This window comes from Janthinobacterium sp. CG_23.3 (genome assembly GCF_046115965.1).
Taxonomy (GTDB): domain Bacteria; phylum Pseudomonadota; class Gammaproteobacteria; order Burkholderiales; family Burkholderiaceae_D; genus Janthinobacterium.
The window spans coordinates 29,807-49,643 of sequence record NZ_JBJXIB010000004.1 but is presented as its reverse complement, the minus strand read 5'-3'; the positions used below and the strand labels follow the sequence as shown (position 1 = coordinate 49,643).

General features: G+C 65.2%; 17 protein-coding genes. 10 read left to right on the top strand and 7 right to left on the bottom strand.

Annotated features, from left to right (window positions below; all coding sequences use genetic code 11):
• Positions 1 to 2: 2 nt before the first annotated feature.
• Both ACFDR9_RS02690 and ACFDR9_RS02685 read left to right on the top strand, forming a co-directional pair.
• Positions 3 to 950 (top strand): nucleotidyl transferase AbiEii/AbiGii toxin family protein, encoded by a 948-nt coding sequence (locus ACFDR9_RS02690; RefSeq protein WP_409029962.1) that lies wholly within the window; start codon positions 3 to 5, stop codon positions 948 to 950.
• Between the two features lie 308 nt (positions 951 to 1,258).
• Positions 1,259 to 1,549: a 2Fe-2S iron-sulfur cluster-binding protein gene (locus ACFDR9_RS02685; RefSeq protein WP_409029961.1), complete on the top strand. Its 291-nt coding sequence runs from the start codon at positions 1,259 to 1,261 to the stop codon at positions 1,547 to 1,549.
• A 49-nt stretch (positions 1,550 to 1,598) separates the two neighbouring features.
• On the opposite strand, the gene ACFDR9_RS02680 is transcribed toward ACFDR9_RS02685, so the two are convergent.
• Positions 1,599 to 1,904, bottom strand: coding sequence for a hypothetical protein (locus ACFDR9_RS02680; RefSeq protein WP_026133170.1), 306 nt, complete (start codon positions 1,902 to 1,904; stop codon positions 1,599 to 1,601).
• Positions 1,905 to 2,026: 122 nt separating this feature from the next.
• Here ACFDR9_RS02680 and ACFDR9_RS02675 point away from each other — a divergent pair, with 122 nt between their 5' ends.
• Complete coding sequence (locus ACFDR9_RS02675; protein ID WP_327075686.1) at positions 2,027 to 2,296, top strand: MoaD/ThiS family protein; 270 nt, start codon at positions 2,027 to 2,029, stop codon at positions 2,294 to 2,296.
• 2 nt (positions 2,297 to 2,298) lie between these two features.
• Positions 2,299 to 3,387 (top strand): exo-alpha-sialidase, encoded by a 1,089-nt coding sequence (locus ACFDR9_RS02670; RefSeq protein WP_327075687.1) that lies wholly within the window; start codon positions 2,299 to 2,301, stop codon positions 3,385 to 3,387.
• Positions 3,388 to 3,405: 18 nt separating this feature from the next.
• Here the strand turns inward: ACFDR9_RS02670 and ACFDR9_RS02665 are convergent, their stop codons facing one another.
• Positions 3,406 to 4,011 carry a TetR/AcrR family transcriptional regulator gene (locus ACFDR9_RS02665; RefSeq protein WP_017878020.1) on the bottom strand — a complete coding sequence of 202 codons (606 nt, stop codon included), beginning with the start codon at positions 4,009 to 4,011 and terminating at the stop codon, positions 3,406 to 3,408.
• Positions 4,012 to 4,163: 152 nt separating this feature from the next.
• Between ACFDR9_RS02665 and ACFDR9_RS02660 the strand changes: the two genes are divergently transcribed.
• A complete protein-coding gene (locus ACFDR9_RS02660; protein WP_327075688.1) occupies positions 4,164 to 5,222 on the top strand; it encodes an MBL fold metallo-hydrolase in 1,059 nt (352 codons plus the stop codon).
• Positions 5,223 to 5,307: 85 nt separating this feature from the next.
• Here the strand turns inward: ACFDR9_RS02660 and ACFDR9_RS02655 are convergent, their stop codons facing one another.
• Entirely contained in the window at positions 5,308 to 7,782 is a 2,475-nt protein-coding gene (locus tag ACFDR9_RS02655; protein WP_327075689.1) for a TonB-dependent receptor domain-containing protein, read from the bottom strand.
• A gap of 257 nt (positions 7,783 to 8,039) precedes the next feature.
• Here ACFDR9_RS02655 and ACFDR9_RS02650 point away from each other — a divergent pair, with 257 nt between their 5' ends.
• The 5 genes from ACFDR9_RS02650 (at position 8,040) to ACFDR9_RS02630 (ending at position 14,658) form a co-directional block, all read left to right on the top strand.
• The gene (locus tag ACFDR9_RS02650) at positions 8,040 to 9,047 is read left to right on the top strand and encodes a LacI family DNA-binding transcriptional regulator (protein ID WP_017878017.1); all 1,008 of its coding nucleotides are present in this window, start codon (positions 8,040 to 8,042) and stop codon (positions 9,045 to 9,047) included.
• A 198-nt stretch (positions 9,048 to 9,245) separates the two neighbouring features.
• Positions 9,246 to 11,582 (top strand): glycoside hydrolase family 65 protein, encoded by a 2,337-nt coding sequence (locus ACFDR9_RS02645; RefSeq protein ID WP_409029960.1) that lies wholly within the window; start codon positions 9,246 to 9,248, stop codon positions 11,580 to 11,582.
• An 18-nt stretch (positions 11,583 to 11,600) separates the two neighbouring features.
• Positions 11,601 to 12,251 (top strand): beta-phosphoglucomutase, encoded by a 651-nt coding sequence (gene pgmB / locus ACFDR9_RS02640; protein ID WP_409029959.1) that lies wholly within the window; start codon positions 11,601 to 11,603, stop codon positions 12,249 to 12,251.
• 81 nt (positions 12,252 to 12,332) lie between these two features.
• The gene (locus ACFDR9_RS02635; RefSeq protein ID WP_409029958.1) at positions 12,333 to 13,601 is read left to right on the top strand and encodes an MFS transporter; all 1,269 of its coding nucleotides are present in this window, start codon (positions 12,333 to 12,335) and stop codon (positions 13,599 to 13,601) included.
• A gap of 40 nt (positions 13,602 to 13,641) precedes the next feature.
• On the top strand, positions 13,642 to 14,658 hold the full coding sequence (locus ACFDR9_RS02630; RefSeq protein ID WP_409029957.1) for a substrate-binding domain-containing protein: 1,017 nt from the start codon (positions 13,642 to 13,644) through the stop codon (positions 14,656 to 14,658).
• Positions 14,659 to 14,672: 14 nt separating this feature from the next.
• Here the strand turns inward: ACFDR9_RS02630 and ACFDR9_RS02625 are convergent, their stop codons facing one another.
• The 4 genes from ACFDR9_RS02625 to ACFDR9_RS02610 are packed head-to-tail and all read right to left on the bottom strand — an operon-like array spanning position 14,673 to position 19,828.
• Entirely contained in the window at positions 14,673 to 15,281 is a 609-nt protein-coding gene (locus ACFDR9_RS02625; RefSeq protein ID WP_409029956.1) for a sarcosine oxidase subunit gamma, read from the bottom strand.
• Positions 15,274 to 18,267, bottom strand: coding sequence for a sarcosine oxidase subunit alpha family protein (locus tag ACFDR9_RS02620; RefSeq protein ID WP_409029955.1), 2,994 nt, complete (start codon positions 18,265 to 18,267; stop codon positions 15,274 to 15,276). Before ACFDR9_RS02620 ends, ACFDR9_RS02625 begins: the two co-directional genes overlap by 8 nt.
• Positions 18,264 to 18,572: a sarcosine oxidase subunit delta gene (locus ACFDR9_RS02615; RefSeq protein WP_017878010.1), complete on the bottom strand. Its 309-nt coding sequence runs from the start codon at positions 18,570 to 18,572 to the stop codon at positions 18,264 to 18,266. Before ACFDR9_RS02615 ends, ACFDR9_RS02620 begins: the two co-directional genes overlap by 4 nt.
• Positions 18,573 to 18,583: 11 nt before the next feature.
• Positions 18,584 to 19,828, bottom strand: coding sequence for a sarcosine oxidase subunit beta family protein (locus ACFDR9_RS02610; RefSeq protein ID WP_017878009.1), 1,245 nt, complete (start codon positions 19,826 to 19,828; stop codon positions 18,584 to 18,586).
• Positions 19,829 to 19,837 lie beyond the last annotated feature (9 nt).

The window sequence follows — 19,837 nt, the reverse complement described above, 5'->3', positions numbered from 1 at the left end:
TCATGCTCGACGCCATTTATATCAACACTGTCCGATTGTTGTTGGACGTAATTCCGGACGTTTTCGTCGATGGCCAATTTGCCATCAAAGGTGGTACTGCCATCAATTTGTTCGTCCAGGAGGCGCCGCGGTTGTCCGTCGACATCGACCTTGTCTACCTCAACGGAACCGAACCCAGGGACGTCGCGTTAGCGACCATAGCGAAGGCGCTCCAGGACATCGCGAGCAGGCTGGAAGCCCGAGGACTGAAGGCGAGGCCGGTGCGAGTCGGAAACGAGCCGGAGTCGAAATTGCTGGTCATGGAAGGCCGAGACGGCCTTACCCTGAAAATCGAGGTCAACACCGTTTTCAGAGGTACGGTTCTGCCCGTTACAGCACGCCAGTCTGTTTCGGCAGCCGTGGTCAAACAGTTTGGAATCCAAGTCTTCGCGCCAATTTTCGACCACGATGAACTTTATGCGAGCAAGCTTGTAGCTGCGTTGGACCGACAGCACCCTCGAGACTTGTTTGACGTTTGGCTGCTCTACCAAAACGGTGGACTGACATCGGCCATGGTCGATTGCTTCGTCGTTTACCTTGCGGGCCACAATCGCCCAACCCACGAAGTCTTGGGTGGCAACGACCTTGACCTCCGTCAAATCTACGAAGACCAGTTCATCGGCATGACTGAGGCAGAACCGCCTTCACTTGAGGTCCTGCTGGAAACGCGAAGCCGGCTGCGCCGCGATATGATGGAAAAATTAACCAGCCACCATCGCGAGTTCCTGGTCAGCCTAGCCGATGCCAATCCAGACTGGACCCTCTTGCCGAATCCGGATGTCCAGACGCTTCCGGCCCTGCGATGGAAGTTGGAGAATCTGACGCGGTTCAAGAAGAGTCAGGCAAAGAAGAGCGCAACCCAAGTCGCCGCGTTGAAGGCACTTCTGTCGGCCGAGAAAGACTCCGGCTAGAAGATGGGGAGAAATCTTGGGGAGAAATTGGGGAGAAATTGGGAAGAAAACAGGGGTATTTTCTTCCCATTGGTGCCCATTGTTGCCTTTTGTTGCCGGTTGCTATACTCTGTAGAATCAAGGAGTTGCAGCAACAGCGCGGCGTCCCATAGATGAGCGGCATGGCCTCCGAAGCCAAGGGTCGTGGGTTCGATCCCCGCCAGCCGCACCAGTTTTTCCCCTAATTCAATGCACCACCGAACGTACGCTGTTTGTTAAGCGCTACTTCCGTGATCGCACATCTGCACCGGCTTGCTACACTGTCGGCCATGAGCGAAACATTCACCGTAAAAATTGAGCCGCAGGGCTGGCAGTTCGAGGCCGGCGCCGCCGAGTCTTTGCTGGTCGCCGCCGAGCAGGCCGGGGTGCGCCTGCTCAGCTCCTGCCGCAACGGCACCTGCCGCACCTGCCTGTGCCGCATGCTCGACGGCCGCGTCGGCTATCGCGTCGAGTGGCCGGGTTTGAGCCGGGAGGAAAAACGCGACGGTTATATCCTGCCCTGCGTGGCGCTGGCGGAATCGGATGTGACGCTGGAAGCGCCCGGCGCCAGGAAGCGCTAGAAGGGAAGGACCGGCGCGCGCCGTCCCCCGGCAATAAGCGCCGCGCCGGTTATGCGCCGCCGCGCAGGCGCAGCAGCAGCGCCTCGACGCTGTCGCTCATCGGCAGCCCGTGCTGGCGCAGCAACTGGACGTGCAGCACCAGGTTTTCCAGCACCAGTTTGGCGGCCACGGCCAGCAAGGCCAGGTTGCGGTCTTCCTCGCTGAAACTTTCCATCGCGGCGGCCATCTCACACAGGTGGTTGGCGATCAGGCCGCGCAATTCCTGGTCGTTGAAGGGCAGGTCGGCGAAGTCGATCGGGTCGCTCAGCTCCACTTCCTGCATGAGTATTTCGAGTTGTTGCGGGGTAATCGACATCAGGCGGCTCCGGTTATCCACGTGGCCCCATTTTATGGCAAAGTGACATCGGCGCGGCCGTGATTCGCGCTAGAATTTGCTCTAGCGCGGCGCGCCTGCGCCGCGCCACGGTTGGAGGCGGGATGGCGCAACTTCATTTCACGCAGCAACTGGCGCGCTTCATGGCGCTGCCGCTGGTGCGGACCGACGCTGCGAACTTGCGCGCCGGCTTGGACGCGGCCTTCGCCGCCCATCCCCGGCTGCGCGGCTACGTGCTCGACGAGCAGGGCCATTTGCGCGACAACGTCGTGATTTTTATCGACGGTCTGCGCAGCCACGAGCGTATCCTGTTGAATGATCCGCTGCATGCGGACAGCAAGGTGTACATCCTGCAAGCACTCTCTGGAGGCTAGTCATGACCGAACGCGCTTATTTGGCCACCCGCAAGGGTTTGTTTGAACTGGCCGTCGACACCGGCCACTGGCGGCTGGCTGCGCTGTCCTTCCTCGGCGACCCGGTCTCAATGGTGCTGGCGGACCCGCGCGACGGCGCCTTGTATGCCGCCCTGAACCTGGGCCACTTCGGCGCCAAGCTGCACCGGCGCGACGCCGGCGGCGACGCCTGGACCGAAATCGCCACGCCGGCCTATCCGCCCAAGCCCGACGACAGCGCCGACACGGTCGAGTGGAAGTTGCGCTTTATCTGGTCGCTGGCCGCCGGCGGCGCCGACGAGCCGGGCGTGCTGTGGGCCGGCACGCTGCCCGGCGGGCTATTCCGTTCGGCCGACCGCGGCGACTCGTGGCAACTGGTGGAGGCGCTGTGGAACGTGCCGCAGCGCGCGCAATGGTTCGGCGGCGGCTACGACACGCCGGGCATCCACAGCATCTGCGTCGATCCGCGCGACAGCCGCAAGCTGCTGGTCGGCGTGTCCTGCGGCGGGGTATGGCGCAGCGCCGACGGCGGCGCCAGCTGGAGCTTGAGCGCGACCGGCATGCGCGCCGATTACATGCCGCCGGAACAGGACGAGAACGAGGCGGTGCAAGACCCGCACCGCATCGTCCGCTCGGACGGCGCGCCGGACTTGCTATGGTGCCAGCACCACAACGGCATCTGGCGCTCCGCCGACGACGGCAGGCAATGGGACGAGGTGCGCGAGGTGCCGCTGTCGAATTTCGGTTTTGCGGTGGCGGTCCATCCGCGCGACGGCGACGTCGCCTGGTTCGTGCCGGCCGCCGCCGACACCTTGCGCGTGCCGGTCGCCGCCGCGCTGGCCGTCACGCGCACCAGCGACGGCGGCAAATCGTTCTCGATTTTCCGCAGCGGCTTGCCGCAGGAGCATTGCTACGATTTGATGTACCGCCACGGCCTGGCGGTGGCCGGCGACGGCCGCACGCTGGTGATGGGCTCGACCACCGGCGGGGTCTGGCTGTCGGCGAACGGCGGCGAACACTGGCAGACGGTGTCAACCACGCTGCCACCGGTGTACGCGGTGTGCTTCGCCTAGGCGCAAGCGGCGAAGAAGCTAGGCGTAATAGGCCAAAAACATGTCGACGGCGGTCTCGACGATCTGCCGCTGCATGGCCGCGTCCGGCACCGGCAGGCCCAGCGTCACCTGTGGCCAGAACGCGAAGGTCTTCAACTGCCCCTGCAGCACGTGCGAGGCGAACTGCACATCGGCCGGCTTCAGGCGGCCGTCCTGCTGCGCCGCACCGATCCAGTTGCTGATGCCGCTGTCCTTCTCGCTGATTTTCGCCACCATCGCCTGGGCCCGCTCGGGCGAATGGATGGTTTCGGCGATCGCCACCCGCGCCAGGTCAAGGAAATTGCCGTCGGTCAGCATTTGCATCTTTTGCCACATCAGTGCCAGCAACTGCCCGCGCATCGGCGCGTCGGCGCGGTAGGGCACGGGCGGCTGCGTGGCGCTGTTGTCCCACAGGCGCGTCAGGATTTCGGAGAACAACTCGTCCTTGCTGGGGAAATGGTTGTACACGGTGCGCTTCGACACGGCGGCGGTGGCGGCGATTTTGTCCATGCTGGTCGCCTCGAAGCCGTTGGCGCGGAACTCGGCAATGGCGGCGTCGACGATGGCCAGGCGCTTGCGGTCGGTTAGGCGTTGTGGTGATGACATGGGAAGCATTCTGCGATAGGTGAACAAGTATTTTACACCCGCCGGTTTACTTTGCTTAAAATAGGAACTACACTGTGTAGTGTATATAAATTTCAAGCACACATTTGCGCGCCATCCTGCGCCGCAGTCTCATTCTGGGAGTCTTGATCACCATGCGCTATTCCACCGCACCCGCCGCCGACCTCGCCCTCGACCGCGCCTTTGCCACGCCGGCATCGCAGCGGCAGGACGGCAAATACCGCAACGCGGCGCCGCGCCACAAGCTGGGCTGGATGAAGACCATGAAACTGATGGCGACGTTCCTGTTCAACAAACCGGCGCACACCGTGCCGAGCAAGCCGATTCCGGTGCATGCGCTGAGCCGGGCGCAACTGCTGGCGGCGCCCGACCACAGCCTGTTCCGCCTGGGCCACTCGACCATGCTGCTCAAACTCAACGGCAATTTCTGGCTGACCGACCCGGTGTTTTCCGAGCGCGCCTCGCCGGTGCAGTGGGCCGGCCCGAAGCGCTTCCACCAGCCGCCGATCAGCATCGCCGACCTGCCGCCGATCAAGGGCGTGATCTTGTCGCACGACCACTACGACCACCTCGACCACGCCGCCATCCTCGAACTGGCGGCCAAGACCGAGCACTTCGTCACGCCGCTGGGCGTGGGCGACACCCTGATCGAATGGGGCGTGCCGGCCGCCAAGGTGCGCCAGATGGACTGGTGGCAATCGACCAGCATCGCCGGCGTCACACTGGTGGCGACGCCGTCGCAGCACTTCTCCGGCCGCGGCCTGTTCGACGGCAACAAGACCCTGTGGGCCTCGTGGGTCATCCAAGAGCGCGACCTGAACGTGTTCTTCAGCGGCGACTCCGGCTACTTCGACGGCTTCCGCACAATCGGCGAACAATACGGCCCCTTCGACGTCACCCTGCTGGAGACCGGCGCCTACGACAAACAATGGCCGGACATCCACATGCAGCCGGAAGAAACCTTGCAGGCGCACCTGGACCTGAAGGGGAAATGGCTGCTGCCGGTACACAACGGCACCTTCGACCTTGGCCTGCACATCTGGCACGAACCGTTCGACCGCATCGTCGCGCTGGCGGCCAAGCGCGGCGTGGCGATCGCCACCCCCGAAATGGGTGAAACCGTCAACCTGCGGCAGCCGGACCCGGGCCGGAAATGGTGGCTCACAGTCGTCGAACAAGAATTCGCCCAGTGACGCTCGACGCCTTGTTGGCGGGCAAAAAAAAGCAAGGCTGGATAGCCTTGCAAAAGGTACTTCGGAGTGAAACTGGCGCTAAGGCTTAGAAGCGGTACAGCACCGACGCTTCGATCGCGCGGCCAAACAGCGGACGGGCGTTGATCGGGCCGCTGCCGCCGGTGGTCAGGCGCGAGTTGCCTTCGGTGAGGCCGATGGTGTTGTTGACGTTGGTCGCGTTGAGCCGCAGTTCGATGTTCCCGCCGATCGAGGCCAGCATGCCCAGGTCGAGCGTGCGGTAGGCCGGCAGGTATTGCAGGTTGGCCTGGTCGGCCCAGCGCTCGCCAATCGAGGTGTAGGTGCCGTACAGTTTCAGCGCGTTGTCGCCCAGCGGTATGGTGTACGTCGGCGTCAGGCGAAATTGCAGTTTCGGCTGGCGCTGCACGGTGTTGTCGGCGGTGGCCGGGTTGTCCTTGTATTTGGACACCTGGTAGTCGCCGGTCAGGGCGATTTGCAGGTTTTGCAGCGGCCGCACCGCCACTTCGAATTCCAGGCCGTTGCCGCTGGAGCCGCTCACCGAGTTCAGCGTGGTGCCGTTGGCCAGGATTTGCGAGAAGGCGATGCCCTTGAACTCGGTGTGGAAGGCGTTCACGTAGGCGCTGTAGAACTTGCTGGCGGTCTTGAAACCGATTTCCAACTGGGTCACTTTCGGCGTCGGCAATACGCTGCGGTCGTTGGCCGTGGCCCGGCTACCGGCGCCGCGCAGGTCGTCGAAGGAGACGAAGGTGTGGCCGGTGTTGGCGCGCACGAACACGCTGCTGTCCTTGGCCAGTTTGTAGTTGCCGCCGACGGTGAAGGAATTGGCCGAGTCGGTCCGGCTGATCGCGGTGTTCGAACCCGACGGCATCGAGGTGTTGTTGTTGTAGAGCGTCAGCGGGTTGCCGTCGGTGTCGCCCGAGCGCAGGTTCGAGATGCTCGCGTTGAGGCGCTGGCGCTCGCGGCGGAAGCCGGCGTCGACCTTGACGCGGTCGTTGATTTTCCATTCGTCGGCCAGGAACAGGGCGGTGTTGCGGCCGTCGTAACTGGCCACCGGCGCGTAGTTGATCGGGCCTTCCTTGCCGCGGTTGGCGACGATGGCGCCGTTGTCGAGCTTGACGTTGATCAGACTGGCGTTGGGCACCGCGCTCATCAGGTGGCTGTTGCCCAGATACCAGACGTCGTCGGACGAGTAGTCGGCGAGGTAGGCGCCCACCGTGACGGTGTTGTCCTTGAACAGTTCGCGGCTGACGCGCAGCTCGTCGCTGAGCGATTTCAATTTCTTTTCCACCGACCACAGGCCGGCCTGCACCACTTGCTGGCCGGCCGCCACGGCGGCGCCGTTCAGATAGCTGGCCGCGGCCGAGCCGGCCAAGCGGCCGCCGGCGGCCGCGACCACGGCGGCGTTGCCGTTGGCCGAGCGGATGGCGGCGGCGTTGTAGTCCGCCATCGACAGCGGGTTGTTGCCGGTGAACATGGAGATGGTGTTCAGGTCGCCGTCGAAGTGGTTGAACTTGTTCGTCACGTTCCATTCGCCGATTTTCTGCTCGTATTCGGCGCCCAGCAGGCTCGCCTTCAGGCCGCGGCCGTCGGCCAAGTCGCGCGCCAGCGTCGTGCCGGGCGCCGTTTCCAGCGTGAATTGGCGCATTTCGGCGCTCATCAGCGTGCCTTTCAAAGGGTCGAAGCCGGGGAAGGCGCTGATGCTGTGGCCGTTGTCGGCCGAGATCAGCGGCACCCCGGTGTAGAAGGCGTTCTTGTCGCGGGTGGCGCGGGCGTAGATGCTCACTTCGCCCTGGGCAAGTTTGCGCGTCAGCGTGCCGCTCAGCTGGCGGCCGTCGTCGGCGCGGAATTGCGCGTCGCGCACGCCGTTGGTGACGCGGTAGAAGCCGCCGAGCGAGGCGTACCAGCCTTCGCCGAGCTTGCCGCTGTAGAAGGCGTCGACGCGGCGGGTGTTGCCGGTGCCGGTGGTGGCGCGCACGCTGCCCTCGGCCGTGTCGCCGCCTTTTTTCAGAATGAAGTTCATGGTCGCGCCGGGCTGGCCGTTCGAGTAGATGGTGCTCGGGCCGCCGCGCAGCACTTCGACGCGCTCGATGGTGTCGTCGAGCCGGAACACCGACGAGCCTTCGTAGAACGACAGCGTCGGCGGCGGGAAGATCGGGCTGCCGTTCATTTGCACCGAGACGAACGGCGAGTCGCTGCCGGACGGGAAGCCGCGCACTTCGATGTTGGCGCCGGACTGGCCGCCGGTCGATTCGGCGTAGACGCCGGGCACCAGTTTCATGATGTCGGCGGTGCTGCTGGGCGCCGCCGATTTGAGTTGTTCTTCGTTGGCGGTGGTAATCGAGTACGAGGAGTCGATCTTGCGCACGCCGCCGGCGGCCGAGGTGCCGGTGACGACGACTTGCTGGACTTCGGCGGCGAGCGCGTCCTTGGCCGGCGCGGCCGCCTCGGCGTTCTGCGCCTGGGCTTGTGGCTGGTTGATCAGTGTCAGCACGGCGAGGGTCACCGCGGACAGCGCGAGGGTGTTGTGGCTTTTCATATGCATACCTTCTTTTTTTGTAATCATTTGTCGTCTCCCGGACGGCGCCCCAGGCGGTTCCCGTCCCCATCTTGCGCACTCCCGCCGGTCTGCGGCGGACCCGCCGGATTTTTGGCGGATGCGAAAGAATGGCCATTGAATCAAGAAATGATATCGATGTCAATCCAAATGATATCGATGTCATTAAATGAGACAACTTGCAAAAACCTGTCATAATGCGTCCGCAGTCCTGCTACAGTTCCGTACCAACCAAAGAGTGATGAATGCCTTCGAACAACATCGGTGTGCGCAAAAGCGAGTCCGGCCTGACGATGGAAGACCTGGCCCGCCTGGCCGGGGTCTCCAAGATCACGGTTTCCCGGGCGCTGCGCGACAGCCCTTTGGTGACGCTGGAGACGCGCGAGAAAGTGCGCCGGATCGCCAATGAGCAGGGCTACCGCTTGAACGTGAGCGCGCGCAATTTGCGCATGCGCCGCAGTTACTCGGTGGCGGTGGTGGTCGAGATGACGCCCGTCAAGGGCCGGCCGATGTCGGACCCGTATCCGCTTGAGCTGCTCGGCGGTATCACGCAGGAGCTGACGACGGCCGGCTACAGCGTGGTGCTGACCTCGAAGCAGTTGATGGACACCGCGCCGGTGCAGGGCGCCGACGGTTTGATCCTGCTGGGCCAGGGTTCGCACGGCGAGGCGGTGCGCTTCCTGCAGAAGGCCGGCCTGCCGCTGGTGGTGTGGGGCGCGCCGGAGGCCGGCGCCGACTACATCGTGGTCGGCAGCGACAACCGCAAGGGCGGCGTCAGCGCCGCCAAGCGCTTCCTCGAACAGGGCCGCAAGCAGTTGATTTTCCTCGGCGACGTCGACCATGCCGAGGTGCAAGAGCGCTGCGCCGGTTTCATCGAGGCAATGGGCGGCCAGGCGATGGTGCATATCGTGCGCCCGAAGGCCTTCACCTTCGAGGCCGGTTTCGACAGCGTCGCGGCGCTGTTGAAAAAGAAGGGGGCCGGGTTCGACGGCCTGTTCGCCGCCAGCGATTTGCTGGCGATGGGCGCGATCCGCGCGCTGGCCGAAAAGCGGTTGCGGGTGCCGGAGGACGTGTCGGTGATCGGTTACGACGACACGCCCGGCGCCGCCAGCTTCGTGCCGCCGCTGACCAGCGTGCACCAGTACCTGCGCGACGGCGGGGTGCTGTTGGCGCGAAAAATGTTGGGCCTGATTCACGGCGACAACGTCACGTCTGAGATGCTGCCGACCACCTTGATGGTGCGCCAGACCTGATTGAGGTGGCGCGGCGCGCTGGATGGGACTTCGCTTGCGCCGGAGCGTCGGCTGACGCCGTGCCGGCTAAGCCGACCTACGGGACGCGCTTGCTGTAGTTTCTCCTTGTAGTACACCACGAACAAAACCGGCCTTGTCTTTTTTGCATAAAATTCAAACCGGTTTGAATTATTCAACCCAGCGTAAAAGGAATGTACCGTGCACCCGTCCGCCAAGCCCAAACACAGCTATCCCCTCGATGCCTGGTGCATCCGCGAGACGTCGTTTGATACGCAATCGCATTTTCTCGATGAAACCTTGTTCGCGCTGGGCAACGGCTATATCGGCCTGCGCGGCAGCCACGAGGAGGGTTACAGCGGACCGGCCGGCACCTCGCTCGACGGCACCTACCTGAACGGTTTCTACGAGTCCGAGCCGATCCACTATCCGGAGGCGGCGTTCGGCCTGGCCAAGACCAACCAGTTCATGCTCAACGTGCCCAACGGCAAGGGCATCGGCCTGTGGATCGAGGACGAGCGCTTCGACCTGCTGCAGGGCACGGTCGAAAAATACGAGCGTACGCTGGACTTCCGCACCGGCGTGCTGCAGCGCGCGCTGCAATGGAAGTCGAAGAAGGGCCGGCGCGTGTCGATCGTCAGCCGGCGCGTGGTGTGCTTCGAGCACAAGCACCTGTTCGCGATGGAATACGTGGTGACGCCGCTGAATTTCTTCGGTCGCGTGCGGCTGGTCTCGACCCTCGACGGCGCCGTCAAAAACCTCGAGGCCGGCGACGACCCGCGCATCGGCTCGGCCGTCTCCGGCCCGGCGCTGCACCTGGTCGACAGCGACCAGGAGGAACATTTTTCGGCGCTGTTGCAACGCACCGGCAACAGCGGCTTCTCGCTGGTCAGCGCCACCGCGACCGAGTTGCGGCACGCCGGCCCGCACGCGCTGCGGCTGCTGAAAAACGGCCAGCGCCTAGAGCAGTCCTACGAGGTGCAGGCCGACGAGGGGCAGGCGGTGCGCCTGACCAAGTTCGGCTGCTATTACTCCTCGCGCGACTATCCGGCCAAGGAATTGATGTGGCGCAGCCGCGACGCGCTGGCGCAGGCGCAGGCGAGCGGCTTCGACGCGCTGCTGCTGGAACAGACGCAGTACCTGGCCGATTTCTGGCAGCGGGCCGACGTCGAAATCGCCGGCGACGACGCGCTGCAGCAGGGCATCCATTTCAACCAGTTCCACCTGCTGCAATCGGTGGGGCGCGACGGCAAGACCAACATCTCGGCCAAGGGCGTCACCGGCGAGGGCTACGAGGGCCACTATTTCTGGGACACGGAGATTTATATCTTCCCGTTCTTCCTGTACAGCAAGCCGGACATCGCCAGGAAACTGCTGGAGTACCGCTACGCCGGCCTGGGCAAGGCGCGCGAACGGGCCCGCCAGATGTCGCACGACAAGGGCGCGCTATATCCGTGGCGCACCATCGCGGGCGAGGAATGCTCGGCCTACTTCCCGGCCGGCACCGCGCAATACCATATCAACGCCGACATCGCCTATTCGATCAAGCTGTACTTCGAGGCCACCGGCGACGACGACTATATGCTGCGCTGCGGCGCCGAAATCCTGATGGAGACGGCGCGCATCTGGCTCGGCATCGGCAACTACGACCGCGGCGGGCGCTTCTGCATCAACCAGGTGACCGGGCCGGACGAGTACACGGCGCTGGTCAACAACAACTACTACACCAACGCGATGGCGCGCATGCACCTGAACTTCGCCGCCGACGTCGCCGCGCGCATCGCCGCGGCGCAGCCGGGCGAGTTCGCGCGCATCGCCGGCTTGATGGCGCTGGACGCCGCCGAGCCGGAGGAATGGCGCCGCGCCGCCGGCCTGATGGCGCTGCCCTACGACGTGGCGCTGCAAATCCACGCCCAGGACGACAGCTTCCTGTCGAAAAAAGTGTGGGATTTCGCCAACACGCCGAAGGAAAACTACCCGCTGCTGCTGAACTACCACCCGATGGTGATCTACCGCCACCAGGTCTGCAAGCAGGCCGACGTGGTGCTGGCGCTGCTGCTGCTGAGCGAGGAATTCTCGCTGGAGGACAAGCGCCGCGACTTCGACTACTACGAGCCGGTCACCACGCACGACTCGTCGCTGTCGTCCTGCATCTACAGCATCATCGCCTCGGAGATCGGCTACCACCGCAAGGCCTACGACTTCTTCATGGAGACCGCGCGGCTGGACCTGGACGACACCCACGGCAACACCCACTACGGCGTGCACACGGCGGCGATGGCCGGCACCTGGATGGGCGTGGCCTATGGCTTCGCCGGCATGCGCGTGGTCAAGGGCGCGCTGCGCTTCGCGCCGACGCTGCCGGCGCAGTGGCGCCACTACACCTTCAAGATCCACTTCAAGGGCGCGCTACTGCAGGTGCGGGTCGAACCCGGCCGCACCGAGTACCGCCTGCTGCAGGGCGAGGCGCTGAGTTTTGCGCACCGCGCCGAGGCGCTTGAATTGACACTGTCCGCGCCGGTGCTGTCGCGCGCGTAAAACCAAAGGGGAAAAACCATGCGTCCAAGCCGATTCAAAGCTGTTATCTTCGATCTCGACGGCGTCATTACCGACACCGCCCACTACCACTTCCTGGCCTGGAAGCGGTTGGCGGAAGCGGTCGGCGTGCATTTCGACTGCGCCTTCAACGAGCAACTCAAGGGCATCGACCGGATGGGATCGCTCGACCTGATCCTGACGTCGTCGGGGCGCGCGTTCACGCCGACGCAAAAGCTGGCGCTGGCCGAGGCCAAGAACCTGCACTACCGCCAGCTGATCGAGACCATGTCGGCCAACAACCTGCTGCCGGGCGCGATGGAGGCGCTGATGAAGGTGCGCGCGGCCGGCATGAAGGTCGGCCTGGCCTCGGTCAGCAAGAACGCCTTCACGGTGCTGGAGCGGCTCGGCATCACCAGCGACTTCGACTACGTGGTCGACGCCTCGCGCATCGCCAGGGGCAAACCGGACCCGGAGATTTTCCTGAAGGCGGCGGCGGAACTGGGCGTGGCGCCGGCCGACTGCCTCGGCGTCGAAGACGCGGTGGCCGGCGTGGCGTCGATCAAGGCGGCCGGCATGTACGCGCTCGGCGTCGGCCTGCCCGAGGTGCTGACGCAGGCCGACCTGGTCATTTCCGGGCTCGACCGGTTCGACCTGAACGTCTACCAGTAAGCTAAGGCGCCACATCAATTTTCCTCATACTAAAAAATACAATAATAAGAAAAACCAATATGACAAACCTACGGAGACACCGTGAAAAACCAACGCATATTATTTATCCTGTTCCTGATCTATTTCGTCTTCGCCATCCTGCTCAACAGCGTCGGGACGGTGATTTTGCAAGTCATCGGCAACTATGACGTGAGCAAGGCCGGCGCCAGCGCGCTGGAGGGCTTCAAGGACTTGCCGATCGCCGTCGTATCGTTCCTGCTGGCCTCGTTCCTGCCGCGCATCGGCTACAAAAAGGCCATGCTGGCCGGGCTGGCCATCGTCACCGGCGCCTGCGTCGCGATGCCCCTGCTGCCGTCGTTCCTGACCACCAAGATGCTATTCCTGTGCGTCGGCGTGGCGTTCGCGCTGACCAAGGTGTCGGTGTATTCGACCTTGGGCCTGATCGCCAACGACCGCCGCCAGCACGCCAGCATCATGAACACGCTGGAGGGTTTTTTCATGGTCGGCGTGCTCAGCGCCTACTGGGTGTTCGGCTACTTCATCGATTCCGGCGACCCGAAGTCGCAGAGCTGGCTGCAAGTGTACTGGCCGCTGGCGGCGCTGTGCGCACTGACCTTCCTGCTGTTGCTGGCGACCCCGTTCGACGAAGCCGGCGCGCAGTTGCCGGCCGGGCGCAGCGTTGCGCAAGACTTCGCCGCGATGATCAAACTGTTCTTCAAGCCGCTGGTGTGCGTATTCGTGCTGACCGCCTTCCTGTACGTGCTGATCGAGCAGAGCGTCGGCACCTGGCTGCCCACCTTTAACAATGAAATCCTGAAACTGCCGACCGCCATGAGCGTGGAAGTGACCAGCATCTTCGCCGCCTGCCTGGCCGTCGGGCGCCTGTCGGCCGGCGTGTTGATGCGCAAGCTGAACTGGTATCCGGTCATGAACGGCTGCGTCATCGGCATGGCCGCGATGGTGCTGCTGGCGCTGCCGCTGACGCACAACGTGGTGCTCGACCCGAACGTGACCTGGGCCACGGCGCCGGTGGCGACCTTCCTGTTTCCGCTGATCGGCCTGTTCATGGCGCCGATTTACCCGGGCATCAACTCGGTCATGCTCAGCTCCCTGCCGAAGAACCAGCACTCGTCGATGACCGGCTTGCTGGTGATCTTCTCGGCCTTGGGCGGCACCACCGGTTCGCTGGTCACCGGCTACGTATTTGGGAACTTTAGCGGCCACTTCGCGTTTTATCTGACCCTGGTGCCGATTTCAATTGTGCTGATAACGTTGTTTTTCTTCAAAAAGGCGGTAGAAGAGGGGCAGGCGGAGGCCGGGCAGTCGGCTATAATCGGCACCCGGGGCTAGGTTTTTCGACATCCTAAGCCCACATCCAGACTGTTCCCAAATGAATCTCAAGAGCCTCGCAATCGCCCTCGGCATGTCGAAAACGACCGTAAGCCGCGCTTTGAACGGCTATCCGGAGGTCAATTTCCGCACCCGCGAGCGGGTGCTGGCGGCCGCCAAGGAAGTCGGCTACGAGGCCAATCCAATGGCCCGCAGCCTGGCGGTGGGGCGCTCGAACGTGGTCGGCATCATCTACCCGCTGTTGCCGACCGACCTGGGCGACGCCATGTTCCTCGGCGTCGTGGCCGGCATGTCGGAGGCGCTGGAGGCGAAGAAGATGAACCTGATCATCGCCCCGGTGTCGCCGCACAACGAGCAGCCCTCGTACGAGCACATGGTGCGCGGCAAGCGCGTCGACGGCCTGGTGGTCGGCCGCACCCTGGTGCACGACGAGCGCATCGCCTACCTGAGCCGGGCCGGCTTTCCCTTCGTCGCCCACGGCCGCACCCGGAGCGAGACGCCGTACGCCTGGTTCGACTACGACAACGAGGCCGGCATCCGCCTCGGCGTCGAGCGCCTGCTCGGGCTGGGCCACCAGCGCATCGCCCTGGTCAGCGCGCCGCTCGAACTGAATTTCGCGCGCCAGCGCAAGGACAGCTTCGTGCGGTCGATGGCCGCGGCCGGCTTGGCGATCGACCCGCACCACCTGATCGAGAACACGCTGGACCGCCGCACCGGCTACCAGGCCATGCAGCAATTGCTGGCCTGTTCGCCGCGGCCGACCGCCGTCATCGTCGACAACCACCTGTCCGGCGTGGGGGCGGTGCGCGCGCTGCTCGACGCCGGCATCGACATCGGCAAGGACATCTCGGTGATCGTCTGGGGCAGCGTCGAAGACACCCTGGTCGGCTCGAACGTCACCACCATCGACCAGCCGGAGCCGCGCCAGGCCGGCGCCAAGATGATCGACATGCTGCTGTCGCTGCTAGGCGGTACCCCGCCGTCGCAGTTGCAAGTGCTGTGGCAGCCGATCCTGCTGCCCGGCGTTACCGTCGGCGTCTGCACGCAGCGCGTGTAGCGGACGGTTGGCGTTCATAAAAAGCGGCGCCTGACCAGGCCGCACTCCTGCGTGCCGCGCTCCAGCATCAGCCAGAAGTAAGCGGTGAAACTGCTGCGCACCAGTACTTCGTACGTGGGCGCCGCGTCGGTTTGCCACAGCCAGACCGAGGTTTTAAAGAACAGCGAGCCGGCGCTGGAGCCGGTTCGGAACACCCGCGGATGCAAGTCCAACGGGCAGCCCTGGGCCAGCACCTCGCGCACCGGCGGGCCGCTCAGGTGCAGCACGGTATACCCGCCGCTGACGTCGGTCACCGCGTGGTGGATGCCGGCCAGCGCCGTGCGCAGCCGCGTTTCGATGGCCGCCGCCCGGCCCTTGGGGCCGACGACAAACCAGTCGTCCGGGCCGGCCCAGACCAGCCGGAACACGGCGTCGGCCACGCTGGTGCAGGGTTGCACCGGCAATTCCAGGTTCAGCGCCTGCGCCACCGCGGCGCGAAACGCCGGGTCGTCGGCGTTGCCGCGCAGGTTGACGATCGCCAGTCCCGTGTGCCAGCCAGCCAGCAAGGCCCGGTCCGACGCGGCGGTGGTGGCGGCCGGCGAGCCGGCGCCGGGTAGCGCCGCGCGCTGTAGGGTTTCAAGCATGTTGACGCTCCGATTGAGGATCGAGGAAGACCGGGCTGGTGATGGTGGCGGTGGCGCTGCGGCCGTCGCGCATCGAGACGTGCACGCGTTCCCCCATCCGGTTCGCACCGCCCTTGACGAGCGCCATCGCGATCGATCGGTCGAGCGTCGGACTCATATAGCTGGAGGTGACGTGGCCCACCATGGGCGCCGGGATGGTGCGCGGCGCGTCGTTCAAAATCTGCGCGCCCTCGGACAGGACGAAGCGCGGGTCGTCGGTCAGCAGGCCGACCAGCTGCTTGCGGTCGGCGCGTTGGGTGTCGGCGCGCGCCAGCGAACGCTTGCCCAGGCAATCCTTGGTCTTGGTCACCAGGCCGCCCATGCCGAGATCGATAGGGCTGACCGAGCCGTCGGTGTCCTGGCCGATGATGATGTAGCCTTTCTCGGCGCGCAGCACGTGCATGGTCTCGGTGCCGTAGGGCGTGATACCGAACTCGGCGCCGGCGCCGTGAATCGCCTCCCACACCCGCAGGCCGTCGTTGGCCGCCACGTTGACCTCGTAGCAGCGCTCGCCCGAAAAGCTGATGCGCATGACGCGCGCCTTGACGCCGGCGAGCGTGCCCTCGCGGTAGGACATGAAGGGGAAGGCGGCGTCGTCGAAGTCGATATCCCGGCAAATCTTCTTCAGCAGGGGCCGGCTCTTGGGGCCGGCCACGATGCTAGTCGACCAGTGGTCGGTGGCGCTGGTCAGGTAGACCTTCAGGTGCGGCCATTCGGTTTGCAGCCAGCGTTCCATCCAGGCCAGCACGCGCGCCGCCCCGCCCGAGGTGGTGTGCATCAGGTAGTGGTGTTCGGCCAGGCGCACCGTCACGCCGTCGTCGAAGACCATGCCGTTTTCATCGAGCATCAGTCCGTAGCGGCACTTGCCGATCTCCAGCTTGGACCAGGCGTTGCTGTACACCCAGTTGAGCAGCGTGGTGGCGTCCGGCCCCTGGATGTCGATCTTGCCCAGCGTCGAACCGTCGAGCGTGCCGACGCCGTTGCGCACCGCCAGCACCTCGCGTTTGACCGCCGCGTGCAAGTCCTCGCCGTTCCTCGGGTAATACCAGGGGCGCTTCCATTGCCCGACATCCTCGAACAGCGCGCCATGCCTGACGTGCCACTCGTGGATCGGGGTGGTGCGGATCGGATCGAACGCGTCGCCCAGCTCCAGCCCGGCCACGGCGCCGAAGGTGACCGGCGTGTAGTTCGGGCGGAAGGTGGTGGTGCCAACCTGCGCAATGGTCTTGCCGAGCGCTTGCGCGGCGATGCCCATGCCGTTGATGTTGCCGGTCTTGCCCTGGTCGGTGCCAAAACCCATCGCGGTATAGCGTTTGACGTGCTCGATCGATTCGAACCCTTCGCGGATGGCGAGGTGGATGTCGGAGGCGGCCACGTCGTTTTGCAAATCGACGAACTGTTTCGGGGCGCGACTCACGCCGCGCGCGTGCGGCACCAGCCAAAGCGGGCGCAGCTCGCCGGCGTCGCTTGAGGCGACGTTGGGGGCGCCCTTGTCGACGGCCGTGAAGCCGAGCTTTTGCACGCTGGCGAGGCCGGCGGCGAAGCCGTCCCGGGCGCAGTCGCGCAAGGTCAGCATGCCTTGGCAGGCGCCCGCCGAGCGCTCCGATTGGGCCGGCTTGCCGGGCAAGAAGGCCGCCCGTTGCTCGTCCCATATGGCTTTGCTGCCGGCCTGGCATTGCAGGTGGATCACCGGGCTGAAGCCGCCCGACAAGGCCACCAGGTCGCAGGCCAGCGTGCTTGCGGCACCGCTTAAACGTCCTTGCGCGTCCATCGCCTGCACCATGACGGCGCTGACGCGCTTGCCGCCGCGCGCCTCGGTGACGACGTGGCCGGCGAGGATCTTGATGCCGGCGTTTTTGGCGCGCTGGCTCAGCGAGCCGCTAGCCGTGGCGCGCGCGTCGACCACCCGAACCTCGGCGCCGGCGTCCTTCAGGGCCAGGGCGGCGTCGTAGCCCGCGTCGTTGTTGGTAAAGACCACGGCGTTGCGGCCCGGCAGCACGGCATAGCGCCGCACATAAATCGACACGGCGCCCGCCAGCATCACGCCCGGCAGGTCGTTGTTGCTGAACACGAGCGGGCGCTCGTGCGCGCCGGTGGCCAGCACGACTTGCTTGGCGCGCACCCGCCACAGCCGTTCGCGGAACAGCGGCGCCTGTTCGGACGGAAGGTGGTCGGCGCGGCGCTCGGCCAGCGCCAACAGATCGTGGTCCAGGTAGCCGAAGGCCGTGGTGCGTGGCAACAAGATGACCTCGGGCATCGCGGCCAGTTCGGCCAGCGCGCGCGCCACCCACTGCGCCGCCGCGAGCTGGTCGACCATCTCGTTGCTCGACAGCAGCCAGCCGCCGGGTTCGGCCTGTTCGTCGCACAGGATCACGCGGGCGCCGGAGCGGCCCGCCGCCAGCGCCGCCGTCAAGCCGGCGATGCCGGCGCCGACCACCAGCACGTCGCAATGCGCGTAACGCTTGTCGTAGCGGTCCGGATCGCCCTCGGAGGGTGAAGTGCCGAGGCCGCTCGCGGCGCGGATGTGCTTTTCGAAAAAGTGCCAGGCCGCCTGCGAGGCCATGAAGGTTTTGTAATAAAAGCCGGCCGGTATCAGGCGCGAGAACAGGCCGCTGAGCGCCTTGACGTCGAACTCGACGCTCGGGCTGGCGTGGATCGAGCGCGCGTTCAAGCCCTCGACCAGGGCCACTTCGGTCATGCGCGCGTTGGGCACGGTGCGGGCGCCGTCGAACAACTGCACCAAGGCGTTCGGCTCCTCGACGCCGGCCGACAGGATGCCGCGCGGGCGGTGGTACTTCCAGCTGCGCGCGACCAGCGACACGCCGTTGGCCAGCAAGGCCGACGCCAGGGTGTCGCCCTCCAGGCCCCGGTAGGCGCGGCCGTTGAAGGTGAAGTTCAGCACGCGCCGGCGGTTGACCCGGCCGCCGCTGGACAGGCGCGCGCTCATTGCGCGGCCCGGGCGTGGACATGGGCGGCGGCCGCCGCCGGCGCCGGCTCGCCGATCTTCCAGACGGCCTCGAAACGGTAGCTCACGGTGTCGCGCAGCGCGTTGAACCAGCGCCCGCAGCCGCTTGAGTGGCGCCACTGCTCGTGGTGCAGCCCCTTGGGGTTCCGGCGCATGAAGACGTAGTCGCCCCACTCGGCGTCGGTCATGGTGTCGCTGGCGGCGGGACGGACGATGCCGCCTTCGCCGCCGCAGGTGAATTCGGTTTCGGCGCGCGCGCCGCACCAGGGGCAGTTGATTTGTAACATGGTAGTGATTCCTAGTGTGCGACGCCGGCCGCGCCGTGCTCGTCGATCAGGCGGCCGGTGTGGAAGCGATCCAGGCACAGCGCTTCATTGAGCGCGTGCGGCCGGTCTTGCGCGATGGTGTGCGCCATGGCCCAGCCCGAGCCGGGCGTGGCCTTGAAGCCGCCGGTGCCCCAGCCGCAGTTGATGTACAGCCCTTTGACCGGCGTCAGCCCGATGATGGGGCAGGCGTCGGGCGAGACGTCGACGATGCCGCCCCACTGGCGGTTCATGCGCACGCGGGAAAACAGCGGGAACATCTCGACAATCGCCTGCAACGTGTGTTCGATGGTGTGGTAACTGCCGCGTTGCCCGTAGCCGTTGTACTGGTCGACGCCGGCGCCGATGACCAGGTCGCCCTTGTCGGACTGGCTGATGTAGGCGTGGATGGCGTTGCTCATCACCACGTTGGGGAAAATCGGTTTGAGCGGCTCCGACACCAGCGCCTGCAGCGGCCGGCACTCGATCGGCAGGCGGATGCCGGCCATGCCGGCCACCACGCTGGAGTGGCCGGCGGCGACGATCGCCACTTTCTTGGCCTGGATAAAGCCTTTGGCGGTCTCGACGCCGACCACCGCCCCGCCATTGCGGCGGATGCCGGTGACTTCGCAGTTCTGGATGATGTCCACGCCAAGCGCGTCGGCCGCCCGCGCGTAACCCCAGGCGACGGCGTCGTGGCGCGCCACGCCGCCGCGGCGTTGCAGCGACGCGCCGAGCACCGGGTAGCGGGTGTTCAGGTTAATAAAGGGAATCATCTGCTTGATCTGCGCCGGCGTGACGACCTCGCCGTCGACGCCGTTGAGCCGGTTGGCGTTGACGCGGCGCTCGATGTCGCGCATGTCTTGCAGGCTGTGGCCCAGGTTCATCACGCCGCGCTGGCTGAACATGACGTTGTAGTTGAGCTCCTGCGACAGCCCTTCCCACAGCTTCATCGACTTTTCGTACAGCGCCGTCGATTCGTCCCACAGGTAGTTGGAGCGCACGATGGTGGTGTTGCGCGCCGTGTTGCCGCCGCCCAGGTAGCCGCGTTCGACCACCGCGATATTGCGCAGGCCGTGCTCCCTGGCCAGGTAATACGCCGTCGCCAGGCCGTGGCCGCCGGCGCCGATGATGACCACGTCGTATTCACGCCTGGGATCGGGCGAGCGCCATTGTTTTTCCCAGCCCTCGTGGTAAGACATGCTGTTGCGCAGCAGCGACCAGATAGAAAATTTTTGCATAGTAGCTTC